The sequence below is a fragment of the Photorhabdus laumondii subsp. laumondii genome, assembly GCF_003343245.1.
Taxonomy (GTDB): Bacteria; Pseudomonadota; Gammaproteobacteria; order Enterobacterales; family Enterobacteriaceae; genus Photorhabdus; species Photorhabdus laumondii.
The window spans coordinates 3,144,082-3,167,679 of sequence record NZ_CP024901.1 but is presented as its reverse complement, the minus strand read 5'-3'; the positions used below and the strand labels follow the sequence as shown (position 1 = coordinate 3,167,679).

Sequence of the window (23,598 nt, the reverse complement as noted above, 5' to 3'; positions counted from 1 at the left end):
GAGAATGGTCAGCCGGTACCGTTGGGCGTGGTGGGGGAAATTTATATTGGGGGGGCGGGAGTGGCACGTGGCTACTTCAATCGCCCTGATTTAACGGCGGAACGGTTCTTGATTGATCCGTTTAGTGATGTGCCGGATGCCCGTATGTACCGTACCGGGGATTTGGCTCGTTATTTTCCAGACGGTAATTTGGAGTTCCTGGGCCGCAATGACCAGCAGGTGAAAATCCGTGGTTTCCGCATTGAGCCGGGGGAAATCGAAGCCCGATTAATGGAACACCCAGCGGTGAGTGAGGCGGTTATACTGGCACTGGATGATGATCAGGATAAACGGTTGGTGGCTTATGTGGTGGCAGAAGCGGATGAGGTATTGATTAACCGTCTGCATGCGCACTTAAGTGCGGTTTTACCAGATTATATGGTGCCAGCCGCTTTTGTCTGTCTGGATGCCTTCCCGCTGACGCCAAATGGCAAACTGGATCGGCGGGCATTACCAGCCCCAGGGGAAGAAGATTTTGCCCGGCAGATTTACGCTGCACCGTCAGGGGAGATGGAAACCACATTGGCGGCTATCTGGCGTGAATTACTCGGTGTTGAGCGGATCAGTCGGTATGACAACTTTTTCGCACTGGGTGGTCATTCGCTGTTGGCGGTGAGGATGATGAATCGGATAGCCGCGTTGGGGATTGAATTACCGCTGTCCACACTGTTTACATTCCCGTCTTTGATAGCTTTTGCTGAAGTGATGCGTACCCAGTTTGATGAGTCAGGCGCGGCATTGCCCGCTATCGTTCCGCTATCCCGTGAGGATCACCAATTGCCGTTGTCATTTGCGCAACAACGGCTTTGGTTCCTGGCCCAGCTTAATGGAGTGAGTGAGACCTATCATATTCCATTGGCCCTGCGTTTGCGTGGTCGATTGGATATCACCGCTTGGCAACAGGCGCTTGATACGCTGTTTGCCCGCCATGAAGCATTGCGTTCTGTTTTTGTTGCTGTTGACGGCCAGCCACAGGTGGAATTGTTGCCGGCGGCATCAAGCTTGCTGATGAAAAAATATGATCTGCGTGACACGCCTGATGTGGATGACCAGCTTGCGTTTCTCTCTGCTCAGGAAGCCAGTGCGCCGTTTGATCTTGCCCGTGGCCCATTAATTCGTTCCAGTCTGGTACAACTGGCTGACGATGAACACGTTTTCTTGCTGACCCAGCATCATATTGTTTCCGATGGCTGGTCTTTAGGGATACTAAAATCAGAATTGGAGGCGCTTTATTCGGCTCACTTGAATCAACAGCCGGATCCGTTGCCACCGTTGACAATTCAGTACCCTGATTACGCCGCCTGGCAGCGTCAATGGTTGTCGGCTGAACGCATACAGTCCCAATCTGATTATTGGCGCGCGAGGCTGGTTGATGCACCGGTTCTCCTGGATTTGCCGACTGACCGGCCACGTCCGCCTCAGCAGTCGTTTGCCGGGGCCTTATTGCCCGTCAATCTGGATGCGGAGTTAACCCAATCCCTTAAGCGCCTGAGTGAGCAACAGGGTGTCACGTTGTTTATGACCCTGTTGGCGGCCTGGACAGCAGTTCTATCGCGCCTGTCAGGTCAGGAAGATTTGGTTGTCGGTACGCCAAGCGCGGGCCGTAGTCGGCAGGAAGTAGAATCTTTAATCGGTTTCTTTGTGAATACGCTGGCGTTGCGGATGGATTTATCCGGTGCACCGAATGTGACGGAATTGCTGGCGCGCGTACGACAAACTGCACTGGCGGCACAGGAACATCAGGATCTCCCGTTTGAACAGGTGGTGGAAATTGTGCAACCGCCGCGCCGACTAGCGCATACTCCGCTATTTCAGGTGATATTTGCCTGGCAGAACAATGAAAACATAGAATGGCGGTTGCCAGGGTTGGCGGTTTCACTTGCGGATCAACCTATTGATATCGCTAAGTTTGATCTTGAATTGAGCCTGTCTGAAGTGGACGGCAGAGTTGTCGGTTATCTGAATTATGCTACGGCGCTATTTGATCAAGCGACCATTGAGCGGCAGGTGGGCTATCTCCATACCGTATTGCGGGGGATGGCAACTAACCCTCAACAGCCGGTCGGGAAAATCGATATCCTGACCGTGACGGAGCGCAAGTTGTTATTGGAAACTTGGAACGCGACCAAAACGTCGTATCCAGATCACGGTTGTATTCACCGACTATTTGAGCAACAGGCAGAGAAAACCCCTGATGCGATAGCGCTGGTGTATGAAAAATACATTCTCAGTTATGCCGAATTAAATGCCCGTGCTAATCGGCTGGCGCATCAACTGATAACGTTGGGAGTCGCACCAGAGCAGCGGGTGGCAATTTGCGTCGCGAGTTCGCCGGCGCGGATAGTGGGACTGCTGGCAGTACTGAAAGCTGGGGGTGCCTATGTACCGCTAGACCCGGCTTATCCGGGGGAACGTCTGATTCATATTTTAACCGATGCTGCCCCCGCTATTGTACTGGCAGATAATACGGGACGTGCCGCGTTAGGCGAAAAAGTGCTGGCAGCGTTAACTGTACTGGATCCGAATAGCTTGCCTGATCAACCGGATAGCAACCCGCAAGTACCGGTATTAACCCCACATCATCTGGCGTATGTGATTTATACCTCCGGTTCAACCGGCATACCAAAGGGAGTGATGGTTGAACATTGTGGGCTGGTTAACCTGGTTCAGGAAAAAATCGTTCAGTTTGATATTCATCCGGGTAGCCGGATGTTGCAGTTTGCCTCATTTGGCTTTGATGCGGGTGTCTGGGAAACCATGATGGCATTGTGCAGTGGGGCCACTTTGGCGATCCCGGCTGATACGGTTCGTCAGGAGCCCCGTTATCTCTGGCATTATCTGGAAGAGCGGGCGATAACCCATGCCTGCTTGACACCGGCCCTGCTCCGGGAGGGGACCGATTTACCGGAAATGACGATAAGACCGACGCTGATACTCGGTGGTGAAGCACCCAGTACAACGTTGCTTCAAGCACTGTGTCGTCGGGCAACGGTGTTTAATGCGTATGGCCCAACAGAAATTACGGTGTGTGCGGCCACCTGGCGTTGTCCGTCAGACTACACTGAGGGTGTCATTGCGATTGGGCGTCCGACAGCTAACACACAGATTTATTTGCTGAATACTGACGGCCAGCCGGTGCCGTTAGGGGCAGTTGGTGAGCTCTATATTGGTGGTATCGGGGTAGCGCGAGGCTATCTCAACCGACCTGATTTGACGGCGGAACGTTTTCTGGCCGATCCGTTTAGCGATAAGCCGGATGCCCGCCTGTATCGGACTGGGGATTTAGCCCGCTATCTACCGGATGGCAATCTGGAATTCCTAGGCCGCAATGACCAACAGGTGAAAATCCGTGGTTTCCGCATTGAACCGGGAGAAATCGAGGCCCGATTGTTGGAGTACCCAGCGGTGAGTGAAGCGCTGGTGCTAGCTTTAGGTGACGGTCAGGATAAACGGTTGGTGGCTTATGTAGCAGCAGAAGCGAATGAAGAGTTGGTTAACCATCTGCGTACTCACCTGAGCGCCATTTTGCCGGATTACATGGTACCGGCAGCCTTTGTACGTTTGGATGCCTTCCCGTTGACGCCAAATGGCAAACTGGATCGCCGGGCTCTACCAGCGCCGGGGGCGGAAGCCTTTGCCCGTCAGGTTTATGCAGCGCCGCAAGGGGAGACCGAAACCCTGATGGCTGCTATCTGGAGCGAGTTGTTGGGCATTGAACAGGTTAGTCGGCATGACAGCTTCTTTGCCCTAGGTGGTCATTCATTGCTGGCGGTGCGGATGGTTGAACGTCTGCGTAATGCGGGGTTAACGCTGGCAGTACGTGATTTATTCCAATCCCCAGTGTTATCTGAATTTGCCCAAACAGTAGGGCAATCACCGGTGGTGGTGGTGCCGGCAAATGTCATTACCCCGGCGCTCACAACACTTACACCCGAAATGTTGCCATTGATTGATCTCACTCAGTCTGAAATTGACCATATCATTGAACAAGTACCGGGTGGGGTGGCCAATATTCAAGATATCTATGCCCTGTCACCATTGCAGGACGGCATCTTGTTCCACCATTTGCTGGCGAATAAAGGTGACCCATATCTATTGGTCAGCCAAATGATTTTTGCTGATCGTTCGTTGTTGGATCGTTATCTGGCGGCAGTGCAACAGGTGGTTAATCGCCACGATATTTTGCGTACCGCCTTTGTTTGGCAAGGATTATCAGCGCCAGTACAAGTCGTTTGGCGTCAGGCTCAATTGTCAGTCACGGAACTGACATTAGACCCGGTTGATGGGCCGGTCCGTGACCAATTAGCTCAACATTTTGACCCACGCCATCATCGCCTCGACTTGAACCAAGCACCTTTGTTGCATTTTGCGATAGCGCAGGAGGACGATGGTCGCTGGAGTGTACTGCAATTGCTGCATCACCTGATTGGCGACCATACGACGCTGGAAGTGATGAACGGTGAGGTTCAGGCTTATCTTGCAGGACAGGAAGAGAGCTTGCCTGCGCCAGCCCCTTTCCGCAATCTGGTGGCTCAGGCCCGGTTGGGCGTGAGTCAGGCTGAGCATACCCGCTTCTTTACTGACATGCTGGCAGAAGTGGACGAACCGACGCTGCCGTTCGGGTTGACGGAGGTATATCGGGATGGTTCGCAGGTGACAGAATTTCACCGAATGTTACCTGCTACGTTGAATGACCGCCTGCGCAGTCAGGCTCGGCGTCTGGACGTCAGTTTGGCGACTTTGTGCCATTTGGCCTGGGCACAGGTGTTGTCGCGTACCAGTGGACGGGAACAAGTGGTGTTCGGCACCGTGCTGTTTGGGCGGATGCAGGCTGGGCAAGGCGCTGATAGTGGCATGGGGCTGTTTATCAATACCTTACCGTTACGATTGGATATGGATGAGACCTCGGTGCAGGACAGTGTGCGGTTAGCCCATACCCGGTTAGCCGGATTGCTGGAGCATGAACATGCTTCACTGGCACTGGCTCAACGTTGCAGTGGGGTATTGGGGGAAGTGCCTCTCTTTAGCGCGTTACTGAACTACCGGCATAGTACGCAGCCGGTTACCACGGATGCAATCATCAGCGGTATTGAATTCCTTAGCGAGCAAGAGCGCACTAACTATCCGTTTGTCTTGTCGGTAGAGGATTTTGGTCATGCACTGGGGCTGACGACGCAAATTGTTCAACCGATTGATCCAGAGCGAATATGTGGTTATATGCAACAGGCGCTGGAAAGTTTGGTGGAAGCACTTGAACAGGCACCGGAAACACCGATACGGGCATTGAATATCTTGCCAGCAGCGGAAAAAAGGTTGTTGCTGGAGACTTGGAATGCAACTCAGGCGCCATATCCTGACCAATGTTGTGTTCACCAGCTATTTGAACAACAGGCAGGAAACACGCCTGATGCGATAGCGCTGGTGTATGGAGAACACATTCTCAGCTACGCCGAATTAAATGCTCGTGCCAACTGGTTGGCACACTGGTTAATTGGGCAGGGGATCCAGCCGGATGACCGGGTCGCTGTGCAGTTAGAACGTTCTATTGAACTGGTGGTGGCTCAATTGGCTATCCTCAAGGCCGGGGCTGTTTATGTACCGATCGATCCCCGCGTACCGGATGAACGGAAGCACTGGCTGATAAGCGACTGTGCAGCCAAATTATTGCTTACGGATATCCCGGTTGACTTGGCCGATAAGATCGGCGCTATCAGTGGGGAAGATTACCCCAATCCTGACTTGCCCCGCATCAGTACTGAGCTGGCTTATATTATGTATACCTCCGGCTCGACTGGTACCCCAAAAGGGGTGTTGGTACCGCATCGTGCGGTGGCCCGGCTGGTCATCAATAATGGTTATGCCGAAATCGGACCAGATGATCGGGTCGCGTTTGGAGCTAACCCGTCTTTCGATGCCAGCACCTTTGAAGTTTGGGCTCCTTTGCTGAATGGTGGTACGTTGGTGGTTATTGATCATGCCACTGTGCTAACGCCCAAAGAGTTTGCCCTGGCATTACAGACTTATCGCATTACTGTGTTGTGGTTAAGTGTCGGGCTATTTAACCGGCTGGTAGCAGAGTTGTCCCCGGTTCTCCCGCAGCTCAAAATCCTGATTGTCGGCGGTGATGTGCTAGATCCTCATGTGATGGCGCAAGTTCTACGTGATAACCCGCCGCAACAGTTATTAAGTGCTTATGGACCCAGTGAGGGCACCACCTTTACCACCACCTACTGTATTACAGCGTTACCGTCGGTAGTGGCGAGAATCCCCATTGGCCGGCCGATAGCCAATGCACGCATTTATCTGCTGGATACTTACGGTCAGCCGGTACCGTTGGGTGCGATCGGTGAGATTTATGTGGGGGGAGATGGGGTCGCTTGTGGCTATCTTAATCGTCCTGACCAGACTGCTGAGCGTTTCCTGACAGATCCATTTAGTGATCAACCGGATGCCCGTATGTACAGGACTGGGGATCTGGCCCGTTATCTACCAGACGGTAATTTGGAATTTCTGGGCCGTAATGACCAACAGGTGAAAATTCGCGGTTTCCGCATTGAACCGGGGGAAGTTGAAGCCCGATTGCTGGAACACCCGGCAGTGCATGAAGCGGTTGTGCTAGTGGTGGATGACGGTCAGGACAAACGGCTGGTGGCTTATGTGGTGGCAGAAGCGGATGAGATGCTGGTTAACCATCTGCGTGATCACTTAAGTGCGGTGTTGCCGGATTATATGGTACCGGCTGCTTTTGTCTGTTTGGATGCCTTCCCGCTGACGCCGAACGGCAAGCTGGACCGTCGGGCGCTACCGGTACCGGGGGAAGAAGATTTTGCCCGGCAAATTTACGCTGTACCGTCAGGGGAAATGGAAACCACATTGGCGGCTATCTGGCGTGAATTATTGGGTGTTGAGCGGATTAGCCGGTATGACAACTTTTTCGCACTGGGTGGTCATTCGCTGTTGGCGGTGCGAATGATAAACCGGATAGCGGCTTTGGGGATCGAATTACCGCTGTCTACGCTGTTTACATTCCCGACTTTGATGGCTTTTGCTGAAGTGATGAGTGCCCGGTTTGATGAGTCAGGCGAGGCATTGCCAGCTATCATTCCGCTATCCCGTGAAGGCCAATTGCCGTTGTCATTTGCGCAACAGCGTCTGTGGCTCCTGGCGCAGTTTGAGGGGGTGAGTGAAACCTATCATATTCCGCTGGCTCTGCGTTTGCGTGGTCTGCTGGATATCGCCACCTGGCAACAGGCGCTTGATACGCTGTTTGCCCGTCACGAAGCGTTGCGCTCTGTTTTTGTTGCTGTTGACGGCCAGCCGCAGGTGGAATTGTTGCCGGCGGCATTAGGTTGGCCGATGAAAAAATATGATCTGCGTAACACACCTGACGTGGATGCGCAGCTTGCCTCTCTCTCTACTCAGGAAGCTGGTACGCCGTTTGATCTTGCCCGTGGTCCATTAATTCGTTCTGCTCTGGTACAACTGGCTAATGATGAACATGTCTTCCTGCTGACCCTGCATCATATTATTTTCGATGGCTGGTCTGTCAGCGTATTGATGTGTGAATTGAACGCCCTTTATACCGCTTTTCTTACCGGGCAACCGGATCCGTTGTCTCCGTTGACGATTCAGTATCCTGATTACGCCGCTTGGCAGCGTCAATGGCTATCGGCTGAACGCATACAGTTTCAATCTGATTATTGGCGCGCGAGACTGGTTGATGCACCGGTTCTACTGGATTTGCCTACTGATCGGCCACGTCCACCTCGGCAGTCATTTACCGGAAATATCTTGCCCGTCAGTCTGGATGCGGAGTTAACGCAATCCCTTAAACGCTTGAGTGAGCAACAAGGTGTCACGTTATTTATGACCCTGTTAGCGGCTTGGGCGACGGTTTTATCGCGCTTATCAGGTCAGGAAGATCTGGTTATCGGTACGCCGAGTGCCGGTCGCAGTCGGCAAGAAGTGGAATCCCTGATTGGTTTCTTTGTGAATACACTGGCGTTGCGGATGGATTTATCCGGTGCACCGAATGTAACAGAATTGTTGGCGCATGTGCGACAAACTGCATTGGCGGCCCAGGAGCATCAGGACCTACCCTTTGAACAGGTGGTAGAAATCGTGCAACCGCTGCGCCGATTAGCGCATACTCCGCTATTTCAGGTGATATTTGCTTGGCAGAGTAATGAGAATGCGGAATGGCAATTGCCGGGACTGACGGTTTTACCTGCCGATCAACTCATCGATATCGCTAAATTTGATCTTGAATTGAGCCTATCTGAGGTGGACGGAAGAATTGTCGGTTATCTGAATTATGCCACTGCTCTATTTGATCAGGCGACCATTGAGCGGCAGGTGGGTTATCTCCATACCGTATTGCGGGCGATGGTGGCTAACCCTCAACAGCCAGTCGGGAAAATCGATATCCTGACTGTAGCGGAACGTAAGCTGTTATTGGAAACCTGGAGCATGACCGAAACGTCGTATCCAGATCACGGTTGTATTCACCGACTATTTGAGCAATGGGCAGAGAAGAATCCGGATGCTACGGCACTGATGTATGAAGGGCAAGCCATCAGTTATGCCGAATTAAATACGAGTGCTAATCGGCTGGCGCATCAACTGATTACGTTGGGTGTGGTGCCGGATCAGCGAGTGGCGATTTGTGTGGCGCGTTCACCAGCAATGATAGTCGGATTGTTAGCGGTGCTGAAAGCGGGTGGTGCTTATGTGCCACTGGATCCGGCTTATTCGGGCGAGCGTCTGGGGCATATTCTGGTTGATGCCAAACCGGCTATTTTGTTGGCGGATAATACTGGACGTGCTGCGTTGGGTGAGAAAGCACTTGCAGACTTGATTATGCTCGATCCGAATATCCTGTTTGACCAAGCGGACAGTAATCCGCTGATACCTGAATTGACTGAACGACATTTGGCCTATGTGGTTTACACCTCGGGTTCGACTGGCACGCCGAAAGGGGTGATGGTGGAACATCGTGGGGTAGTTAACTTGGCTCTGGCTCAAATTACCCGGTTTAGCGTTGATGAAACCAGTCGAATATTGCAATTTGCCTCATCGGGTTTTGATGCCAGTGTCTCGGAGATCATGACAGCGTTAAGTGGCGGGGCCTGTTTGGTTATTCCTACCGATATTATCCGCCAGGACCCGCGTCGTCTTTGGTCTTATCTGGAAAAACAAGCAGTAACGCACGCTTTCCTGCCACCGGCTCTGTTCCGGGAAGAGAGCGATTTACCGGTAATAACGATAAAGCCTACGTTAATATTTGCAGGAGAAGCACCGGGTTCAACCCTGTTCCGGGCGTTGTGTGATCGGGTAAATTTGTTCAATGATTATGGCCCGACGGAAATTACGGTTTGCGCCACCTCTTGGTCTTGCCCATCAGACTATACGGATGCATGGGTTCCTATTGGGCGCCCAACAACCAACACACGGGTTTATCTGCTGGATACTTATGGTCAGCCGGTACCATTGGGGACGGTGGGGGAACTGTATATCGGTGGCGTAGGTGTCGCACGTGGTTATCTCAATTATCCTGAGTTGACTGCTGAACGTTTCCTAACTGATCCGTTCAGTAATGAACCTGATGCCCGCTTGTATCGCACCGGGGATTTGGCTCGTTACCTGCCGGACGGCAATCTGATATTCGTTGGTCGTAACGATCAACAGGTTAAAATCAGGGGGTTCCGTATTGAGCCGCAAGAAATTGAAGCGCGGCTGATGGAGCATCCTGCGGTAAGTGGAGCATTGGTACTGGCGTTAAGTGACGGGCAGGACAAACGGCTGGTGGCTTATGTAGTGGCAGAGCCAGATGACGGATTGACGGCGAGCTTGCGTGGATATCTGAGTGCTATTTTGCCTGATTATATGGTGCCGGCCGCTTTTGTACGCCTGAATACCTTCCCGCTGACCCCAAACGGCAAGCTGGATCGCCGAGCATTACCTGCGCCGGGGGCGGATGCTTTTGCGCGTCAGGTTTATGCCGCGCCGCAAGGGGAAACAGAAATCCTATTGGCCACTATCTGGAGCGAGTTGTTGGGTATTGAACAGATTAGTCGGCACGACAGCTTCTTTGCCTTGGGCGGCCATTCTCTGCTTGCAGTGCGGATGATTGAACGTCTGCGTAATGCGGGATTAACGCTGGCGGTGCATGATCTATTCCAATCCCCGGTGTTATCGGCATTTGCCGAAACAGTAGGGCAGTCACAAGCGGTGGTGGTGCCGGAGAATGTTATTACCCCGGCGACCACGGCACTCACACCTGAGATGTTGCCGTTGATTGAGCTGACCCAAACTGAGATTGACTATATTGTGCAACAAATGCCGGGTGGAATAGTTAATATTCAGGATATCTATGCCCTGTCGCCGTTACAGGACGGTATTCTGTTCCACCACTTATTAACCAATGAAGGCGACCCGTATCTGTTAGTCAGCCAGATGGCCTTTGCTGATCGTTCGTTGCTGGATAGTTATCTGGTGGCGGTGCAACAGGTGGTTAATCGCCACGATACTCTGCGTACCGCCTTTATTTGGCAAGGATTATCTGCACCGGTTCAGGTTGTTTGGCGTCAGGCACCGTTATCAGTTGTGGAACTGATATTAGATCCTGCTGACGGACCGGTTTATGAGCAATTGGCTCAACGTTTTAATCCGCGTCAGCATCGTCTCGATCTGGGCCAAGCGCCACTGTTACGTTTTGTTATTGCACAGGAAATGGATGGTCGTTGGATTGCACTGCAATTACAGCATCATTTGATTGGCGACCATACGACACTGGAAGTGATGAACCGCGAAGTTCAGGCGTACCTTACCGGGCAGGAAGAGAGCCTGCCTGTGCCGGCCCCTTTCCGCAATCTGGTGGCTCAGGTTCGTCTGGGGGTGAATCAGGCCGAGCATACCCGCTTCTTTACTGACATGTTAGCTGAGGTGGATCAACCGACGTTGCCATTCGGATTGACGGAAGTACATCGGGATGGTTCTCAGATGACCCAATCGTACCGAATGTTGCCCGCCATACTGAACAACCGCTTGCGTAGTCAGGCCCGGCGTCTGGGTGTCAGTCTAGCAGCGCTGTGCCATCTAGCCTGGGCACAGGTATTGTCGCGTACCAGTGGACAGGAGAAAGTGGTATTCGGCACCGTATTGTTTGGACGGATGCAGACAGGGCAAGGGACTGACAGCAGTATGGGGCTGTTTATCAATACCTTGCCGTTACGGCTAGATATGGATGATACCCCAGTACGAGGGCGTGTACAGGCAGCACACGCCCGGCTAGCCGAGTTACTGGAGCATGAACATGCTTCACTGGCGATGGCTCAACGTTGCAGTGGGATACAAGGTGAAGTTCCACTCTTTAGTGCTTTGTTGAATTACCGGCATAGTGCGTTATCCGCGACTTCGAATGAAATCATGAATGGTGTTGAGTTTCTTGGCGCGCAGGAACGTACCAACTATCCGTTTACTCTATCGGTGGAGGATTTTGGTAATGCGTTGGGGCTAACAACGCAAATTGTCCAGCCATTTGATCCGGAACGGGTGTGCGGTTATATGCAACAAGCGCTGGAAAGTTTGGCAGAAACACTTGAGCTGGCCCCGGAAACGCCGGTACGGACGTTGGAAATTTTGCCCGAGGCTGAACGCACTTTGTTATTAAAAACCTGGAATGAGACAGAAATTGCCTATTCTGACCCGCTGTGTATCCATCAATTATTTGAACAACAAGTGGAGAAAAACCCGGACGCCACAGCACTGGTGTATGAAGAACAGACGTACAGCTATGCGGAACTGAATACCCGCGCTAACCGACTAGCCCATCAACTGATTGCGCTGGGTATTGTGCCAGACCAGCGAGTAGCGATTTGCGTGACACGTTCACCGACGATGATTGTGGGCTTGCTGGCGGTGTTGAAAGCGGGTGGTGCCTATGTTCCATTGGCCCCGGCTTATCCAGGGGAACGTTTGGCACATATTTTGACCGATGCAGCACCGGCTATTTTGCTGGCGGACAATGTCGGATGTGCCGCATTGGGTGAGGAAGCACTGTCAGGACTCACGGTACTGGATCCGAATACGCTGCCTGATAAGCCGGACAGTAACCCGCAAGTGACCGCACTGACTGCACAGCATCTGGCGTATGTGATTTACACATCAGGTTCAACCGGTACACCAAAAGGTGTGATGGTTGAGCATCGTGGGCTAATCAATCTTGTCCGGGATAAAATTGCCCAGTTTGACATTCACTCAGATAGCCGGATATTGCAGTTTGCCTCATTGAGCTTTGATGCCAGTGTTTGGGAAATCATGATGGCGTTGGGAAGTGGGGCCTGTCTGGTTATCGCAGTCGATATCGTCCGGCAGGACCCGCTTCGTCTCTGGCATTATCTGGAGCAACAGGTAGTGACCCATGCCTGTCTGACCCCGGCTCTGCTTCGGGATGGAGGAGATTTACCGGCGCTAACGATAACACCGACAGTGATATTAGGCGGTGAAGCACCTAGCGCAGCACTATTTCAGACACTTTGTCGCCGGGCGGCGCTGTTTAATGCCTATGGCCCGACAGAAATCACGGTGTGTGCGGCGACTTGGCGTTGTCCACCAGACTACACGGATACGTTAGTGCCTATCGGCCATCCGACGGCGAACACCCAGATTTATTTGTTGAATAGCGACGGCCAGCCAGTGCCGTTGGGGGCAGTAGGTGAGTTGTATGTCGGTGGTGCGGGGGTGGCGCGTGGCTACCTTAATCGTCCTGAACTGACGGCTGAACGCTTTTTAGCTGACCCATTTAGTGAGATGCCGGGTGCGCGGATGTATCGGACCGGCGATTTGGCCCGTTATCTGCCAGATGGCAATTTAGTATTTGTTGGTCGTAATGACCAGCAGATTAAAATTCGGGGCTTCCGGATTGAACCGGGTGAAATCGAGACCCGGTTGACAGAGTACCCTGCGGTACGTGAAGCGGTAGTGTTAGCGCGGGGTGAGGAGCATGATAAGCGTCTAGTGGCTTGGGTGGTGGCAGAAGAAAACGATGAATTGGCGAATAGCCTGCGTACTCATCTGAGCACAATTTTGCCAGATTATATGATGCCGGCGGCTTTTGTCCGTTTGGATGCACTACCGTTGACGCCGAATGGAAAGCTGGACCGTCTAGCGTTACCGGCACCGGACGAAGAAGCCTTTTCCCGCCAGATTTACGAAGCGCCACAAGGCGAAACAGAGATAGCACTGGCCGCTATCTGGCGTGAGTTACTGGGGATTGAGCTGGTGGGACGGTATGACAGTTTCTTTGCTCTGGGCGGCCATTCGTTATTGGCGGTGAGGATGATAAACCGAATGGCGGCTTTAGGCATTGAATTGCCGCTGACCACGTTGTTTAAATCACCGACGTTGGCAGATTTTGCTGAGGTAATGAGGGCTCAGCTTGGTGAACAGAACAATAGTGTGTCTGCTATGCTGCCGATATCCCGAGAGGGTGCATTACCGCTGTCATTTGCTCAACAGCGTCTATGGCTCCTGACCCAATTTGAAGGGGTTAGCCAGACTTATCATGTCCCAATGGCTCTGCGTTTACATGGTCAGTTGGATATCGCTGCTTGGCAGCAGGCGCTGAATCGCTTGTTTGCCCGCCACGAGGCTTTGCGTTCCATCTTTATCTCGGAGGATGGTCAGCCTCAGGTCGAATTGTTGCCGGCTGAATTGGGTTTGCCGATGAGCAAACACGATTTGCGTAAAGTGTTTGATGCAGATAAACGACTTGAGCGTTTATGTGTACAGGAAGCGGAGGTGCCGTTTGATCTTGCTGGTGGTCCGTTAATTCGAGCGGGTTTGATACAACGTGCTGACGATGATTATGTCTTTTTGCTGACTCAGCATCATATTGTGTCAGACGGCTGGTCGGCTGGCGTGTTGATGCATGAGTTGAGTGCCCTCTATACCGCTTTTTCAATGGGGCTGCCAGATCCGTTACCTCCACTGGCAATTCAGTATCCTGATTATGCTGCCTGGCAGCGTCAGTGGCTGTCGGCGGAGCGGTTACAAATCCAATCTGACTATTGGAGAATGAGTCTGGCAGATGCGCCAGTTCTACTGGATTTGCCTACTGATCGGTCACGTCCATCTCAGCAGTCGTTTGCCGGGGCTTTATTACCCGTCAATTTGGATGCGGAGTTAACCCAATCTCTTAAACGTTTGAGTGAGCAACAGGGAGTCACGTTATTTATGACGTTGCTGGCTGCTTGGGCAACAGTCTTATCACGCCTATCAGGCCAGGAAGATCTGGTTATCGGTACGCCGAGTGCCGGTCGCAGTCGGCAGGAAGTGGAATCCCTGATCGGCTTTTTTGTGAATACACTGGCGTTACGCATGGATTTATCCGATTCCCCCAATGTGGCGGAATTGCTGGCGCGAGTGCGACAAACTGCGCTGGCGGCACAGGAGCATCAGGATCTCCCGTTTGAACAGGTAGTGGAAATTGTACAACCACCACGCCACTTGGCACATACTCCGCTGTTCCAGGTGATGTTTGCTTGGCAGAACAATGAAGGCATGGAATGGAAGATGCCGGGACTGACGGTTTCACCTGCCGAGCAACGCATTGATATCGCTAAGTTTGACCTTGAATTGAGTCTGTCTGAAGTAGACGGCCGAATTGTCGGTTATCTGAATTATGCCACCGCCCTGTTTGATCAACTTACCATTGAGCGGCAGGTGGGCTATCTCCATACCGTACTACGAGAGATGGCGGCTAACCCTCAACAGCCGGTTGGGAAAATCGATATCCTGACCGTGGCGGAACGCAAACTGTTGCTGGAAACCTGGAATGCAACCCAGACGCGATATCCTGACCAGACATGCATTCATCGGTTGTTTGAACAACAGGAGGAGAAAACCCCTGACGCAGTAGCGCTGGTGTATGAAGAACACATTCTCAGCTACACCGAATTAAATGCTCGCGCTAACCGATTGGCGCGCCAGTTAATTAAGTGGGGGATACGGTCAGATGAGCGGGTTGCTGTGCTGTTAGAACGTTCCATTGAGCTGATCGTGGCCCAATTGGCAATTCTCAAAGCCGGGGCCGTTTATGTGCCAATCGATCCCCGTGTGCCGGACGAACGGAAAAACTGGCTGATAAACGACTGTTCAGCCAAGTTATTGCTTAGCGGTATCCCGGTTGATGTGGCGATCCCCCGGTTTTCTCTAACTGATGAGATGATCACTATCGAAGAAGAAGATCACCGCAATCTTGACTTGCCTCGCTCCAGTACCGACTTGGCCTATATCATGTATACCTCTGGCTCGACCGGTACACCCAAAGGGGTAATGGTGCCGCATCGTGCGGTGGTTCGACTGGTCATCAATAACGGGTACGCTGAAATCGGGCCGGATGATCGGGTGGTGTTTGAGGCCAACCCGGCTTTCGATGCCAGTACCTTTGAAGTCTGGGCACCATTGCTCAATGGCGGTACGCTGGTGGTGATTGATCACACTACGTTACTGACGCCTAAAGAATTTGTTCAGGCATTACAGACTTATCGCATTACCGTACTATGGCTGAGTGTCGGGCTGTTTAACCGACTGGCGACAGCGTTGTTCCCAGTGCTGCCACAAATCAAGACCCTGATTGTCGGCGGCGATGTGCTGGATCCGCATGTGATGGCGCAGGTTCTGCGTGATAGCCCGCCTCAACAGTTATTAAATGGTTATGGACCGAGTGAGGGCACCACCTTCACTACCACCTACCGCATCACGGCATTATCACCGGAAGTGAGCCGGATCCCCATTGGTCGACCGATAGCCAATACGCGGGTTTATCTGTTAGATACCTATGGTCAGCCAGTGCCACAGGGGGTAACTGGTGAGATTTATATCGGTGGAGATGGGGTTGCCTGTGGTTATCTCAATCGCCCCGAACTGACCGCGGAGCGTTTTCTGCCGGATCCGTTTAGTGATAAACCGGATGCCCGCCTGTATCGGACCGGGGATTTGGCCCGTTACCTGCCAGACGGCAATCTGGAGTTTCTGGGCCGCAATGACCAGCAGGTGAAAATCCGTGGTTTCCGTATTGAACTAGGGGAAATCGAAGCCCGATTGCTGGAATACCCGTTCGTGAGTGAAGCGGTTGTGCAGGTGATGGGCGACGGTCAGGACAAACGGTTGATAGCTTATGTGGTAACAGAAGCGGATGAGGAGTTAGTTAACCGTCTGCATACCCACCTAAGTACCATTTTACCGGATTATATGGTGCCGACGGCCTTTGTACGTCTGGATACTTTCCCGTTGACGCCGAACGGCAAATTGGATCGTCGGGCATTACCGGCACCGGGGGAGGAAGCTTTTGCCCGGCAAGTTTATGAAGCACCGCAGGGAGAAACAGAAATCCTATTGGCTGCTATCTGGAGCGAGTTGTTGGGGATTGAACAGATCAGTCGGCACGATAGTTTCTTTGCCTTGGGCGGCCATTCTCTGCTTGCGGTGCGGATGATTGAGCGCCTGCGTAACGTGGGGTTAACGCTGGCGGTACGTGACCTATTTCAATCTCCGATGTTATCGGCATTTGCCCAAACAGTAGGCCAATCACCTCCGGTGGTGGTGCCGGCGAATGTCATCACCCCGGCGACCACGGCACTTACACCCGAAATGTTGCCGCTGATTGAGCTGACCCAGCTTGAAATTGACCATATCGTGGGACAAGTGCCGGGTGGGATGGCTAATATTCAGGATATCTATGCCCTGTCTCCGTTGCAGGACGGTATTCTGTTTCACCATTTGTTGGCCAATGAAGGTGACCCGTATCTATTGGTCAGCCAAATGACTTTTGATGATCGCGCCTTGTTGGATCGTTATCTGGCAGCAGTGCAACAGGTAGTGAATCGCCACGATATTCTGCGTACCGCCTTTGTTTGGCAAGGATTATCAACGCCGGCTCAAGTGGTTTGGCGTCAGGCACCATTATCAGTCACTAAGCTGACATTGGACCCAGTTGATGGGCCGGTCCGTGACCAGTTAGCTCAACTTTTTGATCCACGTCGCTATCGTATTGATCTGCAACGAGCCCCATTGTTGCACTTTGTGGTAGCACAGGAGGAGGATGGCCGTTGGAGCGTACTGCAATTGCTACATCATCTGATTGGCGACCATACCACAATGGAAGTGATGCATGGCGAAGTTCAGGCTTACCTAGTCGGACAGGAAGAGAACTTGCCTGTGCCAGTTCCTTTCCGCAATCTGGTAGCTCAAGTTCGTTTGGGGGTGAGTCAAGCCGAACATACCCGCTTCTTTACTGACATGTTGGCTGAGGTGGATGAACCAACACTGCCATTTGGGTTGACGGAGGTACATCGGGATGGTTCGCAGGTGACGGAATCGCACCGGATGTTACCTGTTAGGTTGAACGATCGTCTGCGCAATCAGGCCCGGCGTCTGGGTGTCAGTTTGGCTACGTTATGCCATCTGGCTTGGGCACAGGTTTTATCACGTACCAGCGGGCAGGATAAAGTGGTGTTCGGTACCGTGCTGTTTGGGCGAATGCAGGCAGGGCAAGGAGGTGACAGCAGCATGGGGCTGTTTATCAATACCTTGCCGTTGCGACTGGATATGGATGATACCCCGGTGCAGGAAAGTGTACGGGCAGCTCATTCTCGGTTAGCTGGATTGCTGGAGCATGAACATGCGTCACTGGCGCTGGCTCAACGTTGCAGTGGAATACCGGGGGAAGCGCCTCTCTTTAGTGCTTTGCTGAACTACCGGCATAGTGCACAACCGGTTACCACGGATGCAACCATCAGCGGTATTGAATTTCTCGGCGGGCAAGAGCGCACTAACTATCCGTTTGTCTTGTCGGTGGAGGATGTTGGTCATGCTTTAGGATTGACGGCGCAAATTGCTCAACCGATTGATCCGGAACGGATATGTGATTATATGCAGCAGGCGCTGGAGAGTCTGGCAGTGGCGCTTGAACAGCATCCAGAGATACCGGTACGAACATTGAATATTTTGCCAACAGCAGAGAAAAAGCTGTTGCTGGAAACCTGGAATGCAACTGAAACGTCGTATCCAGATCACGGTTGTATTCACCAACTGTTTGAGCAATGGGCAGAGAAAAGTCCAGATGCCACGGCACTGGTGTATGAAGAACAGAGTTTCAGCTATGCCGAGCTCAATAACCGCGCCAACCGTCTGGCGCATCAACTGATCGCGTTGGGCGTCATACCGGACCAACGGGTGGCGGTTTGCGTGTCACGTTCATTGGCAATGGTGGTAGGGGTATTAGCCGTGTTGAAAGCCGGGGGTGCCTATGTACCGCTGGATCCGGTCTATACCGGTGAGCGCCTGACACATATCCTGACCGATGCTGCCCCCGCTATTTTGCTGGCGGATAATGTCGGGCGTGATGTGCTGGGAGAGGACGCACTGGCAGGGTTAACGGTACTTGACCCAAATAGCCCGCCTGATCAACCGGACAGTAACCCACAAGTGCCGGCATTGACGGCACAGCATCTGGCGTATGTGATTTACACCTCGGGCTCGACCGGCACGCCGAAAGGGGTAATGGTGGAACATCGCCATATCCTGCGTTTGTTTGAGGCGACTGAATTTTGGTATCACTTTAATCGGCAAGATATTTGGTGCCTGTTCCACTCCATTGCGTTTGACTTCTCGGTGTGGGAATTATGGGGGGCGTTACGTTACGGTGCTAAATTAGTGCTGGTTCCGCACGCGATTGCCCGTTCCCCCCAGGAGCTGCATCAATTCGTGTGTCAGCATGGCATCACAGTGTTGAATCAGACCCCCAGTGCCTTTAAAGCCTTTATTGCCAGCTATATCGCCAATCCGTTACCGGACTGCTTGCGCTATATCATCTTTGGTGGGGAAGCACTCGATCCGAGTATTTTGAAGCCGTGGTATGCCCTGCGTGAGGAGACGTTGCCGCAGTTGGTGAATATGTACGGTATCACAGAGACCACGGTTCACGTCACTTACCGGGCACTGGCTCGCCATGATGTAGAACAGATAACGAGTCCTATTGGCACACGGATCCCGGACTTAACTCTCTATCTGCTGGATAAGTATAGTCAGCCTGTACCGTTAGGTGCCGTGGGTGAGTTATATATTGGCGGGGCCGGTGTGGCACGGGGTTATCTCAATCGTCCTGAACTGACGGCGGAGCGTTTTCTACCAGATCCGTTCAGTAGTGAGCCGGATGCCCGGATGTACCGCACCGGGGATTTGGCCCGCTATTTGCCAGATGGCAATTTGGCGTTCCTGGGCCGAAATGACCAACAGGTGAAAATCCGCGGTTTCCGCATTGAGCCGGGGGAAATCGAAGCCCGATTGACGGAACACCCGGCAGTGCATGAAGCGGTTGTACAGGTGATGGGCGGCGGTCAGGATAAACGGCTGGTGGCTTATGTAGTGGCAGAAGTGGATAAGGAGTTGATTAATCGTCTGCGTACTCACTTAGGTGCGATTTTACCGGATTATATGGTGCCGGCAGCATTTGTCTGTATGGATGCCTTCCCATTGACCCCGAACGGTAAACTGGATCGTCGGGCGCTACCGGTGCCGGGGGAAAATGCCTTTGCCCGTCAGGTTTATGCAGCGCCGCAAGGGGAGACAGAAACTCTGCTAGCCACTATTTGGAGCGAGTTATTGGGTATTGAACAGGTGAGTCGGCATGACAACTTCTTTGCATTGGGTGGTCATTCGCTGTTGGCGGTACGGATGATTGAACGTCTGCGTAATGCGGGATTAACGCTGGCGGTGCGTGATTTATTCCAATCCCCGGTGTTATCGGCATTTGCCCAAACAGCAGGACAATCACTGGAAGTGGTGGTGCCGACGAATGTCATTACCCCGGTGACCACGGCACTCACACCTGAAATGTTGCCGTTGGCTGATCTGACCCAATCTGAGATTGATCATATCATTGCACAAGTATCAGGTGGGGTTGCCAATATTCAGGATATCTATGGCTTATCACCGTTGCAGGACGGTATTCTGTTCCACCATTTACTAGCGAATAAAGGAGATCCGTATCTGCTGGCTGGTCAGATGGTCTTTGCTAACCGCGACTTGTTGGACAACTATTTGGCGGCAGTACAACAGGTAGTTAATCGCCACGATATTTTGCGTACCGCCTTTGTTTGGCAAGGATTATCAGCGCCAGTTCAGGTGGTTTGGCGTCAAGCTCAATTATCAGTCACTGAACTGACACTAGACCCGGTTGATGGGCTGGTCTGTGACCAGCTAGCTCAACATTTTGATCCGCGTCGCTATCGTATTGATCTGCAACGAGCACCACTGTTGCATTTTGCGGTGGCGCAGGAGGACGATGGCCGTTGGAGCGCACTGCAATTGCAGCATCATCTGATTGGTGACCATACCACAATGGAAGTGATGCAGGGCGAGATTCAGGCTTATCTTGCCGGACAGGAAGAGAACTTGCCTGTGCCGGTCCCTTTCCGCAATCTGGTGGCTCAGGCCCGGTTGGGGGTGAGTCAGGCCGCACATACCCGCTTCTTTACTGACATGTTGTCTGAAGTGGATGAACCGACGCTGCCGTTCGGGTTGATGGAGGTACATCGAGATGGTTCACAGGTGATGGAATCGCACCAGATGTTAACGCCTGAACTGAATGATCGTCTGCGCAGTCAGGCACGGCGTATGGGTGTCAGCTTAGCAACTTTATGCCATCTGGCCTGGGCACAGGTCTTGTCGCGTACCAGCGGACAGGTAAAAGTGGTATTCGGCACCGTGCTGTTTGGACGGATGCAAGCAGGACAAGGGGCTGACAATGGCATGGGGCTATTTACCAATACTTTGCCGTTGCGACTGGATATGGATGATACCCCGGTGCGGGACGGTGTACGATTAGCCCATACTCGATTAGCCGAATTGCTGGAGCATGAACATGCCTCACTGGCGCTGGCCCAACGTTGTAGTGAGGTGCCGAGGGAAACACCTCTCTTTAGCGCGTTACTGAACTACCGGCATAGTGCACAGCCGGTTACCACGGATGTAACCATCAGCGGTATTGAATTCCTTAGCGGGCAAGAGCGCACTAACTATCCACTTGTCTTGTCGGTGGAAGATTTTGGTCACGCACTGGGGCTGACGGTGCAAATTGTTCAACCGATTGATCCGAAACGCGTGTGTGGTTATATGCAACAGGCGCTGGAAAGTCTGGCAGCGGCGCTTGAACAGCAGCCGGAGACACCGGTACGGTTGCTGAATATCTTGCCGGAAGCTGAGAAGAGGTTGTTACTGGCAACTTGGAACGCGACTCAAGCACCATATCCTGACCAGAGTTGTATTCACCGGCTGTTTGAGCAACAGGCAGAAAATACCCCTAATGCGATAGCGTTGGTGTATGGAAAACATATTCTCAACTATGCCGAATTAAATGCTCGCGCTAACCAACTAGCCCACTGGTTAATTGGGCAAGGGGTCAAGCCGGATAACCGGGTCGCTGTGCTATTAGAACGTTCTGTTGAGCTGGTGGTGGCTCAGTTGGCTATCCTTAAGGCTGGGGCTGTTTATGTGCCGATTGATCCCCGAGTGCCGGATGAGCGGAAGTATTGGTTGATAAGTGACTGTTCAGCCAAGTTATTGCTTACCGATACTCCGATTGACTTGGCGATCCCCCGGTTTTGCCTGGCCGATGAGATGGGTGCTATTAGGCAGGAAGATAACCGCAATCCTGACTTACCCCGTTCCAGTACTGAACTGGCCTATATCATGTATACCTCAGGCTCAACGGGCACGCCCAAAGGAGTGATGGTACCGCATCGGGCAGTGGTTCGGCTGGTGATTAATAATGGGTACGCCGAAATTGGGCCGGATGATCGGGTGGCGTTTGAAGCTAACCCGGCTTTTGATGCCAGCACCTTTGAAGTCTGGTCGCCGTTGCTTAATGGCGGCGTGCTGGTGGTGATTGATCACGCCACGTTGCTGATGCCTAAAGAACTTGTTCAAGCATTGCAGACTCATCGCATTACCGTGCTGTGGCTAAGTGTCGGGTTATTTAACCGACTGGCGGCAGAGTTGTCTCCGGCTTTCCCCCAGCTCAAAATCCTCATTGTCGGCGGTGATGTGCTGGATCCACATGTAATTAGACAAGTTCTGCGTGATAACCCACCGCAACAGTTATTGAATGGCTATGGACCGAGTGAAGGCACCACCTTTACTACCACTTACCGTATTACAGCGTTATCGCCAGAAGTGGTGAGAATTCCCATTGGTCGACCAATAGCCAATACGCGGGTTTATCTGTTGGATACTTATGGTCATCCAGTGCCGCAGGGGGCAATCGGTGAGATTTATATCGGCGGAGATGGAGTTGTTTGTGGCTATCTTAATCGTCCTGAACTGACGAAGGAACGTTTTTTGCCAGATCCGTTCAGTGATGAACCCAATGCTCGCCTGTATCGCACCGGGGATTTAGCTCGTTACCTACCAGACGGTAATCTGGAATTCCTGGGCCGCAATGATCAACAGGTGAAAATCCGCGGTTTCCGCATTGAACCGGGGGAAATCGAAGCCCAATTGCTGAAACACCCGGCAGTAAGCGAAGCGTTGGTGCTGACTTTGGGTAACGGTCAGGATAAACGGTTGGTGGCTTATGTGGTGGCAGAAGCGGATGAGATGCTGGTTAACCATCTACGTACTCACTTAAGTATGATTTTACCGGATTATATGGTGCCGGCAGCCTTTGTGCGTTTGGATACCTTTCCGTTGACGCCAAACGGCAAACTAGATCGCCGAGCATTACCGGTGCCGGGGGAAGAAGATTTTGCCCGGCAGATTTACGCCGCACCGCTAGGGGAGATGGAAACCCTATTGGCGACTATCTGGTGTGAATTACTCGGTGTTGAGCGAATTAGCCGATATGACAACTTTTTCGTTTTAGGCGGCCATTCGTTGTTAGCAGTGCGAATGATGAACCGGATAGCGGCGTTGGGGATTGAATGGCCATTGTCCACGCTGTTTACATTCCCTGTTTTGACTACTTTTGCTGAAGCGATAAGTGCCCAGTTTGGGGAATCGGACAGGATATTACCTGCTATCGTTCCGCTATCGCGTGAAGGCCAATTGCCGCTGTCATTTGCGCAACAACGTCTGTGGTTCCTGACTCAGTTTGACGGGGTGAGTGAGACCTATCATATTCCGCTGGCCTTACGTCTACATGGTCGGTTGGATATCGCCGCTTGGCAACAGACACTTGATACACTGTTTGCCCGCCATGAAGCGTTGCGCTCTGTCTTCGTTGCTGTCGATGGTCAACCGCAGATAGAGTTGTTGCCGGCGGCATCAGGCTTGCTGATGAGAAAATATGATCTGCGTGACATGCCTGATGTAGATGCGCAGCTTGCGTCTCTCTCTGCTCAGGAAATTGAAACACTGTTTGATCTTGCTCGCGGCCCATTAATTCGTTCCAGTCTGATACAACTGGCTGATGATGATCACGTTTTCTTGCTGACTCTACATCATATTGTTTTTGATGGTTGGTCTGTCAGCGTGTTGATGCGTGAATTGAGCTCCCTT

Annotated in this window: 1 protein-coding gene (only partly in view); it reads left to right on the top strand. The window is 52.3% G+C overall.

The whole window is internal to a non-ribosomal peptide synthase/polyketide synthase gene (locus PluTT01m_RS13740; RefSeq protein ID WP_011146892.1) on the top strand: the coding sequence, 49,104 nt in all, runs 5,994 nt past the left edge and 19,512 nt past the right edge, and what appears here is coding positions 5,995-29,592, spanning codon 1,999 (complete) through codon 9,864 (complete); the first codon wholly inside the window starts at position 1. Both the start codon and the stop codon lie outside the window.